This is a genomic window from Agrococcus sp. DT81.2, from assembly GCF_049844935.1.
In the GTDB taxonomy this organism is placed as follows: Bacteria; Actinomycetota; Actinomycetes; order Actinomycetales; family Microbacteriaceae; genus Agrococcus.
This window is the reverse complement of the sequence record NZ_JBNCLZ010000003.1, coordinates 330727-347854: the sequence shown is the minus strand read 5'-3', so window position 1 is coordinate 347854 and position 17128 is coordinate 330727. Positions and strand designations below refer to the sequence as shown.

The 17128-nt window shown below is 74.4% G+C and carries 16 protein-coding genes; 7 read left to right on the top strand and 9 right to left on the bottom strand.

Annotated features, from left to right (window positions below; translation table 11 throughout):
• Nucleotides 1-23: 23 nt before the first annotated feature.
• Nucleotides 24-248, bottom strand: a complete 225-nt coding sequence (locus tag ACLQ21_RS08025) for a DUF3499 family protein (protein WP_425662726.1) — start codon at nt 246-248, stop codon at nt 24-26.
• Between the two features lie 56 nt (nt 249-304).
• On the opposite strand from ACLQ21_RS08025, the gene ACLQ21_RS08020 reads away from it, so the two are divergent.
• The gene (locus tag ACLQ21_RS08020) at nt 305-727 is read left to right on the top strand and encodes a hypothetical protein (RefSeq protein ID WP_425662725.1); all 423 of its coding nucleotides are present in this window, start codon (nt 305-307) and stop codon (nt 725-727) included.
• Between the two features lie 170 nt (nt 728-897).
• Here ACLQ21_RS08020 and ACLQ21_RS08015 read toward each other — a convergent pair whose 3' ends face one another.
• The 5 genes from ACLQ21_RS08015 to manA form a co-directional block, all read right to left on the bottom strand.
• Entirely contained in the window at nt 898-2493 is a 1596-nt protein-coding gene (locus tag ACLQ21_RS08015; protein ID WP_425662724.1) for a DUF5719 family protein, read from the bottom strand.
• On the bottom strand, nt 2490-5264 hold the full coding sequence (locus ACLQ21_RS08010; protein WP_425662723.1) for a glycosyltransferase: 2775 nt from the start codon (nt 5262-5264) through the stop codon (nt 2490-2492). Before ACLQ21_RS08010 ends, ACLQ21_RS08015 begins: the two co-directional genes overlap by 4 nt.
• A 76-nt stretch (nt 5265-5340) precedes the next feature.
• Nucleotides 5341-6627 (bottom strand): glycosyltransferase family 2 protein, encoded by a 1287-nt coding sequence (locus ACLQ21_RS08005; protein ID WP_425662722.1) that lies wholly within the window; start codon nt 6625-6627, stop codon nt 5341-5343.
• A gap of 49 nt (nt 6628-6676) precedes the next feature.
• Nucleotides 6677-6934: a WhiB family transcriptional regulator gene (locus tag ACLQ21_RS08000; protein WP_425662909.1), complete on the bottom strand. Its 258-nt coding sequence runs from the start codon at nt 6932-6934 to the stop codon at nt 6677-6679.
• A 175-nt stretch (nt 6935-7109) separates the two neighbouring features.
• Nucleotides 7110-8276 (bottom strand): mannose-6-phosphate isomerase, class I, encoded by a 1167-nt coding sequence (gene manA / locus ACLQ21_RS07995; RefSeq protein WP_425662721.1) that lies wholly within the window; start codon nt 8274-8276, stop codon nt 7110-7112.
• A 116-nt stretch (nt 8277-8392) separates the two neighbouring features.
• Here manA and ACLQ21_RS07990 point away from each other — a divergent pair, with 116 nt between their 5' ends.
• Nucleotides 8393-9571 carry an acyl-CoA dehydrogenase family protein gene (locus ACLQ21_RS07990; protein ID WP_425662720.1) on the top strand — a complete coding sequence of 393 codons (1179 nt, stop codon included), beginning with the start codon at nt 8393-8395 and terminating at the stop codon, nt 9569-9571.
• A gap of 3 nt (nt 9572-9574) precedes the next feature.
• On the opposite strand, the gene ACLQ21_RS07985 is transcribed toward ACLQ21_RS07990, so the two are convergent.
• Nucleotides 9575-9949, bottom strand: a complete 375-nt coding sequence (locus ACLQ21_RS07985; protein WP_425662719.1) for a DUF2304 domain-containing protein — start codon at nt 9947-9949, stop codon at nt 9575-9577.
• 9 nt (nt 9950-9958) lie between these two features.
• On the bottom strand, nt 9959-10675 hold the full coding sequence (locus ACLQ21_RS07980; protein ID WP_425662718.1) for a glycosyltransferase family 2 protein: 717 nt from the start codon (nt 10673-10675) through the stop codon (nt 9959-9961).
• Between the two features lie 127 nt (nt 10676-10802).
• Between ACLQ21_RS07980 and ACLQ21_RS07975 the strand changes: the two genes are divergently transcribed.
• Genes ACLQ21_RS07975 through ACLQ21_RS07955 form a run of 5 tightly spaced genes read left to right on the top strand, consistent with a single transcriptional unit; the run spans nt 10803 to nt 16389 of the window.
• Nucleotides 10803-12029 carry a hypothetical protein gene (locus ACLQ21_RS07975; protein ID WP_425662717.1) on the top strand — a complete coding sequence of 409 codons (1227 nt, stop codon included), beginning with the start codon at nt 10803-10805 and terminating at the stop codon, nt 12027-12029.
• Nucleotides 12030-12878 (top strand): glycosyltransferase, encoded by an 849-nt coding sequence (locus ACLQ21_RS07970; RefSeq protein WP_425662716.1) that lies wholly within the window; start codon nt 12030-12032, stop codon nt 12876-12878.
• Nucleotides 12875-14449: a DUF2142 domain-containing protein gene (locus tag ACLQ21_RS07965; protein ID WP_425662715.1), complete on the top strand. Its 1575-nt coding sequence runs from the start codon at nt 12875-12877 to the stop codon at nt 14447-14449. Before ACLQ21_RS07970 ends, ACLQ21_RS07965 begins: the two co-directional genes overlap by 4 nt.
• A gap of 9 nt (nt 14450-14458) precedes the next feature.
• On the top strand, nt 14459-14713 hold the full coding sequence (locus ACLQ21_RS07960) for a hypothetical protein (RefSeq protein WP_425662714.1): 255 nt from the start codon (nt 14459-14461) through the stop codon (nt 14711-14713).
• 2 nt (nt 14714-14715) lie between these two features.
• On the top strand, nt 14716-16389 hold the full coding sequence (locus ACLQ21_RS07955) for a rhamnan synthesis F family protein (RefSeq protein WP_425662713.1): 1674 nt from the start codon (nt 14716-14718) through the stop codon (nt 16387-16389).
• Here the strand turns inward: ACLQ21_RS07955 and ACLQ21_RS07950 are convergent.
• Nucleotides 16386-17123 (bottom strand): polyprenol monophosphomannose synthase, encoded by a 738-nt coding sequence (locus ACLQ21_RS07950; RefSeq protein WP_425662712.1) that lies wholly within the window; start codon nt 17121-17123, stop codon nt 16386-16388. The two genes, ACLQ21_RS07955 and ACLQ21_RS07950, sit on opposite strands and share 4 nt — an antisense overlap.
• Nucleotides 17124-17128: the final 5 nt, after the last annotated feature.

Genomic DNA, 17128 nt, shown 5'->3' with positions numbered 1-17128 from the left:
TTCATCGGATGCGTGGATGCCCATCAGCGCTCGGCGCGGTGGGGCTCGTGGCGCACGACCTGCCAGCCCGTCGGTCCGCTGGCGCGGTCGGCGTGCGGGTCGCAGAGGTCGTAGCTGCCCTCGATCGCGCCACGCCGGCTGGCGGGCTGGAGCGGGCCGACGACGAGCAGCTGCGCCGCGTAGTCGACGGTCACGGTGCGGTCGGCGAATCGGCGGCAGCCGGGCCGTGAGCACATCGCGTCATCCATCCGCCCAAGGCTACCGGCGCCCGGTCGGGCCGACGGGCGACACGTAGGATGAGCCCATGCACGCGCGCAAGCACTCCCGCGGCTCACGCCACGGGCGCGAGATGCGCTCGTCGGTCGCCGGCCCGGTGCTGCCGTTCCTCTCGTCGCGGGAGACGCGCTTCGAGGACATCGCGGCGGATGCGGCCGACTACGTCATGGCGCTGTGGCCGGCGGAGCTCGGCGACGTGCTGTTCCAATGGGCCGACATGCCGCCGCGATCGATCGCCGACCGCATCGACGAGGTGCCGGAGTGGGCCGTCGACGCCGCCCAGCGCACCATCACGATCTACCGGCTGCCGCTGCAGCGGCTGCCGCGCGTGCACATCGACGACCCGTGGCACCGGCAGGTGGCGATCGAGGGCGCCGTCTTCCGCGCGGCCGCCGAGCTCATCGGGCGCGATCCGTGGGAGGTCGCGCCAGACCGGTGGCGGCACCATTGAGTTGAGTCCGCAGGACGCAATGCCGCGCAGCGGCGTTGCGTCCGGAGGACTCAAGGTCGAGTAGCAGCCGAAGGCCGCGTATCGAGACCCACTAGACAGCGCCGCTCAAGGTCGAGTAGCAGCCGAAGGCCGCGTACCGAGACCTCGCCGTCTCGCCGCATGGATGACCGTCAGTGCAGCACCAGCACCCCTTCGGCCGCCGGCCCCTGCGGGCTCACCGTGAACCCACCCACCTCACCGTCGCCGCGGTAGTCGAGCGCGATCACCAGGTCTGCGCCGTCGACCTCGACGGACCCCGGCTCGACGCGGCGGGCGTGCACGCCGTTCGCTGCGATCGTCACCGACTCCCCGTCGATCGACACCTGCTGGTCCACGTCGGACGTGCTGACGATGTGCATCGTGGCGCGCGGGCCCTCGGGCACCGCGACCGCCGAGGTGCCGGAGCGCGGCTGCCCGCCGGCGACCCAGTCGAAGTCGAGGCCCGTGCCGGACGTGGCGACCGTCCGCGCGCCCGCCACGACGGGCGCATCCGACTCCACCCGGATCGCGAGCGTGCCGACCGGCAGCTCGTCGAGCGGGAAGTCGGTCACGCGTCCCGCCTCGAGCGCGCCCTCCGACTCGATGACCGAGCCGTCGGCGGACTGGAACGCGAGCCGCAGCGCACCGCCCGTCGGCGAGAGCACGCGCAGCACGGGCACGGTGTCGTCGAAGTCCGGCTGCGTCTCGAGCCCCGACGGCGCGTCGATGCGCACGCCGGGCAGCACGGCCGACGTGCCCGCGACCACCGGGTCGACGACGTCGAAGCCGCCCCGCTCGAGGCCGCGCGTCGTCGTCTGCTGCAGGTGGGCGGTGACCGGTGCGCCGGCGGACGCGACGTGCACGACGGCGTCGGGCACGCCGGGCGCGATCGCGGCGAGGTCGAGCACGGTCTCGGTGCCGGCCGCGACCGCGAGGCCGGTCGAGCCGACCGACTCGATCGGGCCGTCCGGCCCGTAGACCGTGACGTCGACGCTCGCGCCGACCTCGGATGCGTTCGCGATCGTGAGGGCGGTCTGGCGGCCCGTGCGCGTGGAGCCTCCCACGAGCCACTGCTGCAGCCGTGGCTCGGCGCACTCGCTCGCCGCGAGCCCGCCGACGGTCTCGACGTCGACGTCGAGCGTCTGCGCCGCGGACAGCGTCGATGCCTCGCCGCGCTGCACCACGGCCTCGCCCCCGCTCAGCCCCTCGGCGGTCGGGACGACGAGCTGCGACCGGACGACGTCGCCGCCGAGCGTGCCCACGGCGACCCGCGGGTCGGCGACCGCGGCGATCGCGCGCGCATCCTGCCCGTCGGAGGTGCCGACGCGCAGCGCCGGTCCCGCGCACACGCGCGACTGGAGCGGCGAGGCGGGCTGCACGAGCGTCGACGGCGCCGTGGCGACGACGCCGAGGTCGTCGGGCAGCGCGCTCGCGCCGAGCACTGCTCCCACGCCTAGCGCGACGGCGGTGAGGCCGGCGGCGGCGCGGGCGCTCCAGCGGGAGACCTGGCGGCGGTCGCCGCGCCGGACCGCCTCTGCGGCGTCGTTGGCGGCGGCCTCGCGGTCGGTCAGCGCGACGTCGCTCGCGATGTCGCCGTCGGCCGGCTCGGCACGGGCCGCGGCCTCGACCGCCAGCTCCTCGGCCGTCGGCTCGTGGTCGCGGGGCGGCTCGCCATCGGCGATGGGCGAGGGGTCGTCGAACTCCTGCGACTCGTCGAGGGGCTCCGGCGCCTGGTCCCGATCGGTCATCGCCACTCCCCCGCTCCCTCGAGCCGTCTCGTGCGCACGCGGGCACCGCGGCGCAGCGACGGCAGCGCCGCGATCACGGCGCCGGCGAGCGCCACGAGCTGCCCGAGCAGCAGCCAGCCCGCCCACGACGGCTGCTCGACCGCCGGCGCGGGCGCCGCCTCGAGCCGCTGCCACAGCAGCCCCGCCTCGGTCTGGCCGATGGTCTGCAGATCGCCCCGGGCGTCGAGCGACCGCTGCGCGCGGTCGTGCAGGCCGGCGGCGCCCTCGCGCTCCTGCTCGAGCAGCAGGAAGCGCACGCCCTGGCCGTCGAGCAGCGCATCGACGTCGACGTCGGCACCGGAGGCGAGATCGACCGCGGCCTGCGCGAGCTCGGCGTCGAGCTCGTCGGCGTCGGTGCGCACGAGCTCACCGGTCGCGAGGTCGTCGAGGGCGGTGCCGCGGCCGCGCTCGACGTCGACCGCGAGCACGGACTCGGCGAGCGGATGCAGCACGAGCGTGCCGACGCGCGGGTCCTCGGCCGCGGCGGCGTCGACGAAGGCGGGCATGCGGCGCTCCGGCGCGGGGGTGACGACCTCGGGGGCGAGGAACGCCGTCGCGACGACCGGGACCGTCGTCACGATCGCCGCGAGCGCCACGAGCGCCCCGGGCACGCCCGCGCGGCGGTCGTCGATCTCGGCGGCGGTGACGGCGAGCGCGATGAGCGCCGCGAGCGCGAGCGACGCGCCCGAGCCGGCCCAGACCGCGACGGGCTCGCCATCGAGGGTCGTGAGCGCGAGCCGAGAGGCCGCGACGGCGGTCGCGTAGCCGGCGAGCAGCAGCAGCACCCACGGCCACGCGCGCGCGGGGCGCAGCACGACGGCCGCGAGCGCGGACAGCGCGAGCGGGGCGAGCAGGGCGAGCGCGAACCAGCGGGCGTCGAGCCCCGGCGCGATCGCGGCGACGACGCCGTCGAGGGTCGCGAGCGAGCCGTCGGGCGACAGCAGCGCGGCCTCGACGGCGGTGGGCGGGGCGGATGCTCGCGGCAGGCCGGGATCGGTCAGCGCGGCGAGCGGCGAGCCGGCCGTCCATCGCGCCACGACCACGGGCCCGAGCAGCGCGAGCGCCGGCAGGAGCGCCGCGAGCGGCCGCAGCGGCGAGCGCCAGCCGAAGCCGACGCCGAGGAGCGCGAGCAGCAGCATCGCGGGCAGCAGCACGGGTGCCCCGGCCACGACGACGGCGAGCGGGATCGCCGCCGCGCCCGCCGCCCGCCACGAGCGGTGGGCGAGCAGCACGCCGGTGGTCGCGAGCGGGAGGGCGATGTGCGCGAGGACGGCGCCGAGCCGGCCGTCGACGATGCCGATGAGCAGCGTCGGCGAGAGGCACCACACCGCGGCGGCGACCGCGGGCGCCCAGCGCGACGCGGTCATGCCCCGCACCGCGAAGAACGCGGTGACCGCGGCGGCGCCCGGCGCGAGCAGGAGCAGGATCACGATTGCGGTCGACGGCTCCCACGGCGTGAGCGTGCCGAGCAGCGCGAGCACGATCGTGAAGGGATCAGCCGGGCCCACGATCCGGCCGAGCGCGTCCTGCGGGCCCGCGAGCGCGTTCGCCCACAGGTCGCCGAGCGAGTCCGACAGCGGCAGCAGCGCGCCTCCCGTCGCCGCGGCCGCGCCGATGAGCTGGGGCGAGAGCACGACGCCGACGATCGCCGCGGCGGCGGCGACCCAGAGCCCGGCGCCCTCGACGAAGCCGACCCGCTCATCCACCGCCTCCTGCATCCGCGCGGGGTCGCCGACCGCGCGACGGTGCGAGCGGACCGTGCGCCACGACGCCCGCAGCGGCCGCAGCGACGACCAGCGCGCCACGCGGGTGCGAGCGATGCGGCGCCGGGCGCGGACGACCGCGGGGACGTCGACGAGCGCCAGCAGCGTGGCGCGCCACTCGGCGAGCACCGCTGCCGGCCGCTTGGCGAGCAGGTGCGCGACGGACCGCGCGACCGCGAGCGGCACGAGCAGCAGCCAGTGGGCGATGAGCGCGAGCGGGTTCGCGTACGCGAGCCTGCGGTGCAGCTGTGCGCGCCGGGCGATCGCGACCCGGGCCGCGTCGCTCACGGCGCGAGCGGCGAAGTGCTCGGGGCCGCCCGCGCGGCGCACGCGCGCCTGCGGCTCGACGGCGACGCGGTGCCCGGCGAGCCGGGCGCGCACGCCGAGGTCGAGGCCGGCGTCGATCGAGCGGAGCGTCGGGTCGAAGCCGCCGAGCGCCGCGAACGCGTCGCGCCGCACGAGCACGCCGGTCTCGGCCACGCCGAGCCGGTCGGAGTCGTCGTCGTGCTGCCCCTGGTCGAGCTCGCCCTCGTGCAGCAGCAGGCTGCGACCGAACGGCGTCATCGACTGCCCGAACTCCGAGAACCGGTCGGGCTCGTCGGCGCGCATGACCTTCGGTCCGACGACGACGACGCTCGGGTGCGACTCGACGTGCGCGAGCAGCGCCTCGAGCGCGCGCGGGTGCGGAGCCGCGTCGTGCGCGAGCAGCCACAGCCAGTCGCCGTCCTCCGCGGGCGGCAGCGACGCGACGCCCTTGCCGATCAGCGACCCGTACGGCAGGCGCTGCGCGACGACGACACTGCTCGCCTGCGATGCCTCGAGCAGCGCGCGCGAGTCGTCGCGAGAGCCGCCGTCGACGGCGACGAGCCGCTCGGGCGGCGAGGTCTGGGCACCGATGCCGGCGAGGGTCGCGGGCAGGTACGCGGCGCCGCTGCTGGCCGCGAGCACGGCGAATACCCTCGGATGCACCCGGCAAGGCTAGGCGCGATCGTCGCGGGGGCTCGGGATTGGGGCGGTGTGCCGCTCGATCGGCCGGCCGCTCGGCTCAGCGGCGCACGAGCCGGGCCGCCCGCTTGACCGCTGCCGCCGCGCGGATCGCGGGGTGCGCGCGGAGCTGCTGCAGCTGCGACGCGACCCCGTCGCGCTCGGCCCCGGCCCGCGCCGCCTGCTCGCGGGCGTCGGCGAGCTGGCCCTCGAGCGCGAGCCGCGCGGGCGTTGCGGCGTCGAGCCCCGCGTGCCACGCGTCCTCGCGCTCGGCGGCGATGCGTGCGGCGACGCCCGGGATAGCGTCGATCGTCTCGCGCTCGAGCCGCAGCTGGAACAGCTCGGTGTTGCGCGCGTCGAGCTCGTCCCGCAGCGCCACGATGTCGTCCTGCGCCACCTGGTCGAGCGGCGCGAGCAGCTCGGCGAGCGCGCGCTGCTCCTGGATCTCGGCGGTCGTGAACGGCGCGTCGGCGCTGTCGTCGAGCACGGCCGCGAGGCGCGCGGGCAGCAGCGGCTCGAGCCGCTCGAGGCTCTCGACGAGCGACCGGTCCTCACGGAAGCCGGGCACGTCGAGCTCCTCGGCCACGGGCATGCGGCGCGCGAGGAACGGCAGCAGCACGCCGGCGCGCATCCGTCGCCAGTCCCGCATGCCGTGGTGATTGGCGCTCGGGCGCAGGTCGGGGTTCTGCTCGTAGGCGCGACCCATGTTCTCGGTCTTGCGCTCGAACTGCCCGGACGAGCGCCACGGCAGGTGCAGCACCTCGAGCGCGGCCTCGGCGGGCGGCTCGCCGCGCTGCTCGATCGAGACGAAGTGGTTGCCGTGCGCGACCTCGACGTCCGGGCTGCCGACGTGGATGGCGTTGGGCGTCGGATGCGCGTGCACGCCCGCGGCGCGCAGCGCCTCGATGGTGCGCTCGTCGCGCAGCACGAGCCGGCGGAGGCCGGAGCCGCGCCGAGCCATGGCGCCGACGAGGTTGACGACCGGCACCGTGAACGCGCCGATCTCCTTCGGCGTGCGCTCGAGGGCCTCCGCGACCGTGAGGGAGGGATCGACCGCTCGCACGAACTCGTCCGCGTCGCCGTTGAGCACCCAGTCGGCCCCGTGCTCCTCGAACGCGAGCCGGGCCATCCGCGTGACGACCTGCGCCTGCTGCTTGCGGTGCTCCGGGTCGTCGAAGACGGTGACGGGAGCGATGGCGGCGTACTCGGCGAGGATCTCCCTCGTGCCGTCGGTGGATGCATTGTCGGTCACGAGGATCCGGTCGATCCCCTGGGCGAGGTGGTGCTCGATCGTCGCGGCGATGATGTCCGCCTCGTCACGCACCATCATGGTCATCACGACGGTCATGCGAGGAGCCTACTGGCCGCCCCTGGACCGGCAGCGCCGCCGTCGCGCGTCAGGCGAGCTTGCGCAGCTTGCGGCGCTCGCGCTCGGAGAGGCCGCCCCAGATGCCGAAGCGCTCGTCGTTCTCGAGCGCGTACTCGAGGCACTGCTGCCGGACATCGCACGACTCGCAGATGCGCTTGGCGTCGCGGGTCGAGCCGCCCTTCTCCGGGAAGAACGCCTCGGGGTCGGTCTCGGCGCAGAGCGCGTCGGCCTGCCAGGACAGGGGTGCGTCGTCGACCTCGGTGCGCACGCCCGGCACGCCGAGCATCACGGGGTCGACGAACCAGTCGCCCGGCACCCCGCGGCGAAGGCCGCCCTCGTCGATGGCCTGCGCTGCTGTCGTGGTGCGCTGCACTCCCTCTCGCATGGCGATTTCCCCCGGTTCTGCAGGACCCCGGCCGGGCCTGCGTTGCCTCAATTACACCGGTGTAGTTCGCCTCGCGTCAAGTCGGAGATTCTAGGAGTGTCGCGGCGCTGAGAGCCGGAACCCCGGCCTGCGGCGTGTCGCGCTCGAGCGCGAGCCACGCCTCGGCGGCGTCGACCCGGAAGGGCGCCGCGGTGTCGATCCACGCCGCGTCCGCCGCCCGCATCCGATGCGTCTCGCCGTCGACCGTGACAGTGGCGTCGGAGACGGCCAGCAGCAGCGCCCTGCCCGCATCGACGTCGTGCCGGCCGGCGACCCGCCGCAGCTCGAACGGCGCGGACGGCCGGTAGGCGACGGCGCCGTCGAGCGGCTCTGCCGGCAGCCGCGGATCGACGAGCGGCGTCCGGTCGACCACCGCCAGGAGCTCCGCGACGTCGACGTGCTTCGGCGTCAGCCCGCCGCGCAGCACGTTGTCGCTCGGCCCCATGAGCTCGATGCCGAGACCCGAGAGGTACGCGTGCAGGTTGCCGGCGGGCAGGAACAGCGCCTCCCCCGGTGCGAGCGACACCCGGTTGAGCAGCAGGGCGACGAGGATGCCCGGGTCGCCCGGGTGGGCGCTCGAGAGCCGAGCGACGGTGTCGGCCTCGACCGGGTGCGTGCGGGCGAGCTCGTCGCGAGCGGCGACGGCCGCCTCGACGACGGGCGCCACGTCGGGCGACCCCGAGAGCAGCCACGGGAGCGCGTCGCCGGCGGACACGTGCTCGACGAGCGGCGCCGCGCGCTCGTCGGCCGCCGCGAGCGCCGCCGCGACCTCGCTCGCCTGCGCCCGCGGCCGGAACCCGCTGAGCGCCTCGAACGACGTGACCGCGACGATGATCTCGGGCTTGGGGTTCGGGTCGCGGTAGCTGCGGTGCGGCGCGTCCAGCGGGATGCCGAGCCGCTCCTCGCGCTCCCAGCCCTCGCGCGCACGCCCGGCATCCGGATGCGCCTGCAACGACAGCGGCTGGGCGGCCGCGAGCACCTTCAGCAGCATCGCGGGCCGACGGGCGCCCTCGGCGTCGAGCACGGAGCCCAGCTCGCTGCCGGCGTGCGGGCCGCGCGCGACGACGGAGGGGCTCGCGGGGTGGGCGCCGAGCCACAGCTCCGCCTCGGGCCCGCCGGAGCCCGAGCGGCCGAGGTACGACGCCAGCAGCGTCGTGCTGCCCCAGGCGTAGTCCCTCGGCTCGTTGGCGATCGGCACAAACACGGCCGCGGTCTCCTTCCGGCAGTTTGGCTCGAGCGTACCAACGGCCGGGCATCCGGCCGGTGGTCGGCCATAGCCTTGCCGCGACGGCCGAGGGAGGCCGGGAGGAAAGAGGAGCAATGACGTTCACGCCGCTCGCGAGCGACTTCTACGGATTCGCCGCCGACCTGACCGACGCGGAGCGCGCCTCCCTGGCCGAGATCCGCGCCTTCATGGAGGAGCGGGTCCGTCCGGTCATCCTCGACCACTGGCACCGGGACGCCTTCCCCACCGAGCTCATCCCGGGCCTCGGCGAGCTGGGCGTCGTCGGCGGCGCGTGGCCCGAGACCGCGAGGTTCGAGAACTCGGCCGTGTACCGCGGCTGGGTCGCGCTCGAGATGAGCCGGGTCGACGCCTCCGTCTCGACGTTCATCGGCGTGCAGAACGGCCTGGTCGCCGGCACGATCGGCGTCACGGGGAGCCCTGAGCAGCGCGCCGAGTGGCTGCCGCGGGTCGCCGACTGCTCGGTCGTCGGCGCGTTCGGCCTCACCGAGCCGCTGTCGGGCTCGGACTCCGCGCAGGGGCTGCGCACCACGGCGCGCCGCGAGGGCGACGAGTGGGTGCTGGACGGCGCGAAGCGCTGGATCGGGAACGCCCCGCACGCCGACATGGTGATCATCTGGGCGAAGGACGCCGACGACGGCCGCGTGCTCGGCTTCATCGTGCCGACCGGGACGCCCGGCTTCACCGCCACGACGATCGAGCGCAAGATCTCGCTCCGCATGGTGCAGAACGCCGACATCGTGCTCGAGGGCGTGCGGGTGCCCGAGGCGCAGCGGCTGCAGGGCGCGAACAGCTTCCGCGACACCGCGCGCGTGCTGCGGCTCACCCGCGCGGAGGTCGCGTGGAGCGCCGTGGGCGTGATGATGGGCGCCTACGAGGCGGCGGTGCGCTACACGACCGAGCGCGTGCAGTTCGGCAAGCCGTTGGCGGGCCACCAGCTCGTGCAGGACCTGCTCGCGAAGTCGCTCGGCCACATCACCGCGTCGATCGCGCTGTGCGTGCAGGTCTCGCGGATGCTCGACGAGGGCCGGCAGGAGGACGCCCACTCGGCGCTCGCCAAGGCCTACGCGACGAGCCGGATGCGCGAGGTCGTCTCGTGGTGCCGCGAGGTGTGCGGGGGCAACGGCATCGTCACCGACTTCGAGGTCGCGCGCTTCTTCGCCGACGCCGAGGCGCTCTACACCTACGAGGGAACGGCGCAGATGAACGCGCTCATCGTCGGCCGGGCGATCACGGGCCAGTCGGCCTTCGCCTGAGGGTCAGCGCTCCCGGACGCCTTCGGAGCGGGGCTCCGGGGGCGCTGCCTCGGCGATCGCGAGCTCTCGCGTCAGCGCCGAGATCTGGCGGTCGACCCGGCGCAGGTGGGCCGACGTCGAGAGCGTGTAGCCGATGAAGACGATGATGAGCCCGTACAGCAGCAGGTCGGCACCGCGGCCGACCCCCACGAGCGCCGCGACCGAATCGGCGAGCGACGGGAACATGATCGCGATGATGCCCACGACGAGCACGAGCAGCAGGGTCAGCCGCCGGATCGCGAGGCTCCGCGCGCCCTTCGACGGCAGCAGCAGGATGACGGCCGGTACCGCCAGGCCGATGATGAGGATGATCTGGATGACGATCTTGTCGGTTCCCATGCCTGCCGCCTACTTGAAGATGAGTTCGCTGAGGATGTTGACCGAGTTCCAGAGCGACTGGCCCTTCGAGCGCGAGTACTCCGTGTAGATGACGTGCACCGGCTCCTCCGCGTAGCGCAGCTCGAGCGAGCCCAGCTGGTCGACGAGCTCTGAGGCGTGGGCCATGCGGTTCTGCGTGATGCGGATGCGCGCGGCGGTCTCGCGCGTCATGGCACGCAGGCCGTTGTGGGCGTCGGTGAGCTTCACCCCGCTCGTGATCCGCTGGAACACCACGGCCGCCCGCAGCACCGCGCGCTTCAGCAGGCCGGGCTTCGTGCGGCCGTCGAGGAACCGCGAGCCGATCACGATGTCGAGCGGCTCGTCCCGCAGCCGTTCGACCATCCGCAGCGCGTCCTCGATGCGGTGCTGGCCGTCGGCGTCGAAGGTGACGATCCAGCGCGCGCCCGGGTCGCGGAGCGCGTACCGCAGGCCCGTCTGGAGCGCGGCGCCCTGGCCGAGATTGATCGAGTGCCGCACGACGTGCGCACCGCCGGCGCGCGCCTGCGCGGCGGAGTCGTCGGCCGAGCCGTCGTCGACGCAGACCACATTGGGGAACGTCCGACGCGCGGCCTCGATGACCTCGCGGACCACGGGCGCCTCGTTGTACAGCGGCACGACGAGCCACGTGCCGCGAGCGATCTCCGGCGTCGCGGTCGGCGTGCTCTCCGAGACGCTTGGTGCTTCCACCCCGGCAGTCTACCCGCGACCCCCGCCGTGGGTCGGGAGCACCGCCGTCCGATCGGGATCCGGGACACGGCGGTCATAGGCTGATCGGCATGAGACCGCCCTGCACCCGCGTCCGCCGCCGCGCCGCGTGAGCGCCCCGGTCTCCGCTCGCGCTGGCCTCGGAGGGGTCGCCGCCGCCACCATCTTCTCCGCGGTCTCCGGCTACCTGGTGCTGTTCATCGCGGCACGGGGCCTCGGCGCCGAGCGGTACGACCTCTTCGCCGTCTACTGGTCGGCCTTCTTCGCGCTCACCGGCATCGTCAACGGCCTGATGCACGAGTCGACGCGAGCGGTGCACGGCGGCCTCGCGTCCGGCTCGCCAGGCGGCGCTCGGCCCGCGGCCGCGGCCGTCGGGCTCGGCGCGGTGGCCGCGGTGCTCATCCTCGCGACCTCTCCCGCCTGGGCGGGCACGCTCATCCCGGAGCACTCCGCGCTCGGCGCGAGCCTGCTGGCCGTCGCCATCGCGAGCTTCGCGATGCAGGCGGCGCTGAGCGGCGCCCTCTCCGGCGCGGCCCGGTGGGGGCTCTACGGCACGTTGCTCACCGTCGATGCGGCCCTGCGGCTCGTCGTCGCGCTCGCCGCGGCACTGCTCGGCGCGCCCGAGGTCGGGCTGCTGATCGCGACGGTCTGCGGATCGATCACCTGGATGCTCCTGGTGCTCCTCTCCCCCGAGTGCCGGGCGGCGCTGCGCCTGCGCGCGGATGTCGCCCTCCGACCGTTCATCGCCCGCGTCGTGCAGGCGATGGTCGCGGCCTCGGCGACCGCCATGCTCGTCGTCGGGTTCCCGGTGCTGCTGAAGGCCACCGCCGTCGGCGAGGATCCGCGGGTGCTCGGTGGACTGATCCTCGCGGTCACGCTGACGCGCGCCCCGCTGCTCGTGCCGCTGACGTCGTTCCAGAACGCGATCGTCGTCCACTTCGCGGACCGGCGTGCCGCGGGCGTGCGCGCCCTGCTGCTGCCCGTGCTCGCGGTGCTCGGGATCGCAGCCCTCGGCGCGGCCGCCGCCTGGGTCGTCGGCCCGCCGATCCTGGCGTTCATGGGCGAGGGCTTCGACGTCCCGGGCGCCGATCTCGCGGGCCTGACGCTCGCGTCCGGCTTCACCGCTGCGCTGTTCCTCTCGGGATCCGCGGCCCTCGCGCACGAGCGCCACGGCGGGTACGTGGTGGGCTGGTGGGTCGCGACGATCGCGGCGCTCGCCCTCCTGCTGCTGCCGCTCGACCTGACCGCTCGCACCGTGGTGGCGCTCATGGCCGGCCCGCTGCTCGGGATAGGCTGGCACGCTGCGGTGATCGCACGGACCGAGAGGACAGGCTGAATGGATGCGTGGCGGACCTCGGTGCTCATGGCCGTGTACCACCGCGTACAGCCCGACCACTTCGCGCAGGCGCTCGAGAGCATGTTCACGCAGACGCTCGCCCCTGACGAGATCATCGTGGTCGAGGACGGCCCGCTGGGCGCGCCGCTGCTCGAGGTGCTGGCCGGCTTCGAGGGCAGGGACATCCCGCTCGTGCGTGTCGCGCTGCCCGAGAACCGGGGCTCCGCGATCGCGGCGCAAGCGGGGCTCGAGGTGGCCAGGCATCCCTGGATCGTCCGGATGGACGCCGACGACATCTCCGTGCCGGAGCGCCTGCAGACGCAGATGACCGTGCTGCGTGAGGGCGGCATCGACGTGATCGGCTCGGCGATGCTGGAGTTCGACGGCGACGCGACGAACGTCGTCGGCACCCGCTCGCTCCCGCTCGAGCACGACGCCATCGTCCGGTACGCCCGGATCAACAGCCCGGTGAACAACCCGAGCGCCGTGATCCGCCGCGAGCACCTCCTCGCGGTGGGCGGCTATCGGCCCGTCCCCTTCATGGAGGACTACGACGTGTTCGCACGGCTGCTTGCCCACGGCTCCCGCTTCCGCAACCTCGCCGAGCCGCTGGTGCTGTTCCGCGCCGGCGCCGCGATGTTCCAGCGCCGGGCCGCCCCCGGCATGCTGCGCGCCGAGCGGCTCATGCAGCGCAACCTCGTCTCGTACCGCCTGGTCTCCCGCCCGCGGTCGTGGGGGAACGTGCTCGTGCGCTCGGCGTTCCGGGCGCTCCCGCGCCAGGCGCTGCAGCGCACCTACCGCTCGCTGTTCTATCGACGTCGAGACCACTCAGGGGAGTCACGTCCATGAATCCGTCCGTCTCCGTCGTCCCCGCGCGGCAGCGCTGGCGGACGTTCGCGCTCACCACCGTCATCGTCTGGCTGCTGACCGCGCTGTGGTCGCAGGCGACGCCGCTCATGTCGGTGACCGACGAGCCCTCGCACACGATCAGGGCCGCGGCCGCCGTGCGCGGCGAGCTCGTCGGGACCGCCGGCGCGTTCGCCGACACCGGCCGTGCCGAGTTCCAAGTGCCCGAGGGCATCGCCGACTCGTACGACCTGACGTGCACTGCGTGGCAGGCCTTCACCCCCGGCAGCTGCCAGCCCGACGTGGCGGACGACGTCGACCCGCTGACCACCGGCACCTCGAGCGCCTGGGTGAACCTCCCCACCTACTACGTGCTGGTGGGGTGGCCCTCGCTGCTGGTCGGCGGCGAGGCCGGCATGTGGCTCATGCGGCTGTGGAGCGCCTTCGTCTTCTCCGCGCTCGTCGGCGTCGCGGCGATGCAGCTGCGAACGCTCTCCCGCCACCGGTGGGCGCTGACGGGGCTCGCCGTCGCGGCCCTTCCCACCGCGATCTACATCGGCGGCACGATGAACCCGAACGGCTGGGAGTGGGCGGGCGCCGCGGCGGTGTTCGCGACGCTGCTGGCGCTCGGCCGCACGCCCAGCACCGATCGCGAGCTCGTCGAGCGAGGGGCACTCGTGGCCGTCAGCGCCGTGCTGCTCGTGTCGGCGCGAGGCGTGACGCCGCTGTGGCTGCTGTTCGCGATCGCCGCCGCGCTGCTGGCGGCCCGCCCCGAGATCCTCGGCGGCCTGCTGCGACGATGGCAGCTCTGGGTCGCCGTCGCCGCCTCGGCGGTCGCGATGGCGCTGAGCGCGCTCTGGATCCTGCGCCCGCCGGAGATCGGCATCGGCGGCATGCCCACCACCGGTCGGGGCGAGTCCGCGGGGCAGGGCGCCCGGCTCGCGTGGGACTACCTGCCGCTGCACTGGGACCAGCTCGTCAACTGGTACGGGTGGCAGGACACCGAGGGGCCGCCGTTCAGCAGGATGGTGCTGCTCGCGGTGCTCATCGTGTTCGCGCTCGCAGGGCTCGCGCTCGCTCGCCGCGGACTCGCGATCGCGATCGCGCTGCTCATCGTCGCCTTCGTGCTGACGCCGATCGCGCTCTCGGCGATGCTCATGAACGACGCGGGATACATCTGGCTCGGCCGGTACATGCTCGCGGTCGTCCCGCTCATCACGATCGCCGCGGGCGTCGCGATCGACGACCGCGGCGTCGGCTCCTCCGCGGTGGGCGAGCGGCTGCGGTGGTGGCTGCTCGGCACCGTCGGGGTGACGCAGGTCGTCAGCTTCGTCTACATCCTGCGGCGCTTCTCGGTCGGCCAGGACGACGCGCTGCTCACCATGCTGCTGCGACCGGAGTGGCAGCCCGCCCTGCTCGTGATCCCCTCGATCGGGCTCACCGCCGTCGTCGTCGCCGCGTGCGTGCTCCTGATCGGGCGCGCTCGCGACGCATCCGTCACCCCGGAGGCGGTCCCGCCGACGGCCGAGCCCGTCGCCGCGGAGCCCGAGGCCGTAGCCGCGGCGGCTCGCTAGGCTGACGGGATGGACGAGGCACTGGACGCGGACGACCTGCAGCGGGAGCTCGACCGGCTGCGCGCCGAGCTGACGCGCCTCGAGCGCGAGCGCGCGGTCGAGCAGGGCGAGCTGCGCTCCGCCGTCGCCCGGGCCGACGCCCTGCAGGCGGCCCTCGACCGTGCTCCTGGCCCGCTGGGCGCACCGGGCTCCATCGCGCGCCGCGCGGTCTCGAAGGGACGCCGCGTCGCCCGCCGGGTCGCTCGACGGATCATCGGCCGCTAGCCGTGCGGCTCGCGAACATCGAAGGCGTCCGCCGCCTCGGGATCTTCTTCTTCTACGACGCCGACGGTCACGCGGACGAGTACGTATTCACCCTGCTCGACAGCCTGGCGCCGCACTTCAGCCACCAGGTGATCGTCGTCAACGGGCGGCTCGACGACGCGAGCCGCGCCCGCTTCGAGTCCATGTCGGGCACCGAGCTCGTCGTGCGCGCGAACGAGGGCTTCGACTCGTGGGCGTACAAGACCGCGCTCGACCACCTCGGCTGGGACGTCGTCGACGACTTCGACGAGCTCGTCATGTACAACTTCACGATCATCGGCCCGGTGGCCTCCTTCGACGACATGTTCGCGCGCATGGACGACCGCGATCTCGACTTCTGGGGCATCACCGTCCACCACGGGGCGCCCTTCGATCCCTGGGGACTGCTCGAGACGCCCACCCTGCACGAGCACCTCCAGTCGCACTTCATCGCCGCGCGCCGCTCGCTCGTCTCGTCCGCGCTCTTCCACGCGTACTGGGACGACCTGCCGCCCATCCCCGACTACGCGCACGCGGTCGCGAAGCACGAGGCCCGGTTCACGCACCACTTCTCGTCGCTCGGCTTCCGCTGGGAGCCGTTCGTCGACACCGCCGACCTGCGGCAGACCACCTTCTACCCGCTCAACTCAATGCCCGTCGAGCTCATCCGGGACCGCGGGTGCCCGATCTTCAAGCGCAAGACGCTCTTCGCCGGCATCGACTCGGTCATCGACGAGCACGCGACGGGCAACGCACGCGAGCTGTACGAGTTCCTCGCCCGCTCGGGTCGCTTCGACATGCGCATGCTCGACCGCCACCTCGCGCGGACGGCCGACCAGCGCGACATGTTCGAGACGATGCACGAGTGGCGCGTGCTGGCGCCGGCGCTCGCATCCAAGCCCTCGACCGTCGCGCTCGTCGAGGCATCCGCCGGCTGGGAGGAGCGCGTCGGCGCCGTGCGCGGCGCCGACAGGATCGTGCTCGCCGGCGCCCCCGGCACCCTCGCCGCGCTCGAGGCGCGCGACCTCGCCGGTGTCGAGCTCGTCGGCGTGCGCGTGCACCCGCTCGAGGCGCTCGCCGGCGCCGACGAGGAGCTCGCGGTGCTCGCGCTCGCCGACGGCATCCCCGCCGAGCTGCCCGGCCTCGACCGCGACGACCGGCGCTCGGACGCCCGCGAGTCGCTCGGCCTGCCCGACCGGCTGGCGGATGCGGCCGCGGCGTTCGAGGACCCCTCGGTCGGCGCGCTCGTCACCGCGCCGGCGCTGCAGCGCGGATGGTTCGGCGAGCTCGGCCACGAGGCGGCCGGCGCAACCGCTCGGCTCGAGGTGGCCGCGAGCCGCCTGGGGATCCGCGCCCGCTCGAGCGCGCCGGTCGTCGCGCAGGCCGGGTTCGCGATCCTGCGCGGCGAGATCGCCGCGTCGCTCGGCGCCCGCGTGCGCGACGCCGCGGCGGAGCTGCCGCGGCTCTCGGTCGACGAGTGGGCGCGGCTCGTCGCGCTCGCCGTGCAGGACGAGGGGATGCGGCCGCGCGTCTCGATCTCGCCGCGCCTCGCGGAGCAGCGCCTCTCGGTCATGCAGCACCAGCTGCGCGGGCTCACGGGCGCACTCGGGCGCGGCAGCGGCGAGTCCTACACGCAGCTGCTCGGCAGGGTCCGCTAGCGGGGCAGGAGCGCACGCAGCTGCGCGGCGCGGCGCCCGATGCCCCAGCCGGTGACCTTCGTGAGCGCCTCGCCCACGATCGAACCCGACATCTTCGACTCCCCCGCCTCGCGGTCGCGGAACTCGATGGGCACCTCGCTGATGACGGCGCCCGCGTCATGCGCGCGCACCGTCATGTCGATCTGGAAGCAGTAGCCGCGGCTCTCGAGCGCGTCGAGGTCGAGCCGGCGCAGCAGGTCGGTGCTGTAGACGCGGTAGCCGGCGGTCATGTCGTGCACGGGCACGTCCAGCATCAGCCGGGCGTAGAGGTTGGCGCCGCGGCTGAGCGCCTCGCGGCGCTTCGGCCAGTCGACGACGCTGCCGCCCGGCATCCAGCGCGAGCCGATCACGAGCTCGTCGCCTGCGTCGGCGCGCTCCAGCATCGCGCGCAGCCGGCCTGGGGGATGCGAGCCGTCGGCGTCGATCTCGACGACGTGCGAGTAGCCCCGCTCCATCGCGAGCGCGAACCCGTCGAGGTAGGCCGCGCCGAGACCGAGCTTCGCCGCTCGGTGCCGGACGGTGATGCGCGGGTCCGCCTCCGCCATCCGGTCGGCGAGCTCGCCCGTGCCGTCGGGACTCGCGTCGTCCAGCACCAGCACGTCGAGCTCGGGCACCGCTGCCAGCAGCCGGTCGACGAGCACCGGAAGCGACTCGATCTCGTCGTACGTCGGGATGAGCGCGAGCGCCTTCAGCATGGGTG

What these genes read in the sequence shown, in the direction of transcription:
- ACLQ21_RS07985 (WP_425662719.1), bottom strand. Translation starts at nt 9,949, where the DNA reads ATGGGAACCGACAAGATCGTCATCCAGATCATCCTCATCATCGGCCTG.
- ACLQ21_RS08015 (WP_425662724.1), bottom strand. Translation starts at nt 2,493, where the DNA reads ATGACCGATCGGGACCAGGCGCCGGAGCCCCTCGACGAGTCGCAGGAG.
- ACLQ21_RS07965 (WP_425662715.1), top strand. Translation starts at nt 12,875, where the DNA reads ATGAATCCGTCCGTCTCCGTCGTCCCCGCGCGGCAGCGCTGGCGGACG.
- ACLQ21_RS07950 (WP_425662712.1), bottom strand. Translation starts at nt 17,123, where the DNA reads ATGCTGAAGGCGCTCGCGCTCATCCCGACGTACGACGAGATCGAGTCG.
- ACLQ21_RS08025 (WP_425662726.1), bottom strand. Translation starts at nt 248, where the DNA reads ATGGATGACGCGATGTGCTCACGGCCCGGCTGCCGCCGATTCGCCGAC.
- ACLQ21_RS08020 (WP_425662725.1), top strand. Translation starts at nt 305, where the DNA reads ATGCACGCGCGCAAGCACTCCCGCGGCTCACGCCACGGGCGCGAGATG.
- ACLQ21_RS07960 (WP_425662714.1), top strand. Translation starts at nt 14,459, where the DNA reads ATGGACGAGGCACTGGACGCGGACGACCTGCAGCGGGAGCTCGACCGG.
- ACLQ21_RS07970 (WP_425662716.1), top strand. Translation starts at nt 12,030, where the DNA reads ATGGATGCGTGGCGGACCTCGGTGCTCATGGCCGTGTACCACCGCGTA.
- ACLQ21_RS08005 (WP_425662722.1), bottom strand. Translation starts at nt 6,627, where the DNA reads ATGACCGTCGTGATGACCATGATGGTGCGTGACGAGGCGGACATCATC.
- ACLQ21_RS07990 (WP_425662720.1), top strand. Translation starts at nt 8,393, where the DNA reads ATGACGTTCACGCCGCTCGCGAGCGACTTCTACGGATTCGCCGCCGAC.
- ACLQ21_RS08000 (WP_425662909.1), bottom strand. Translation starts at nt 6,934, where the DNA reads ATGCTCGGCGTGCCGGGCGTGCGCACCGAGGTCGACGACGCACCCCTG.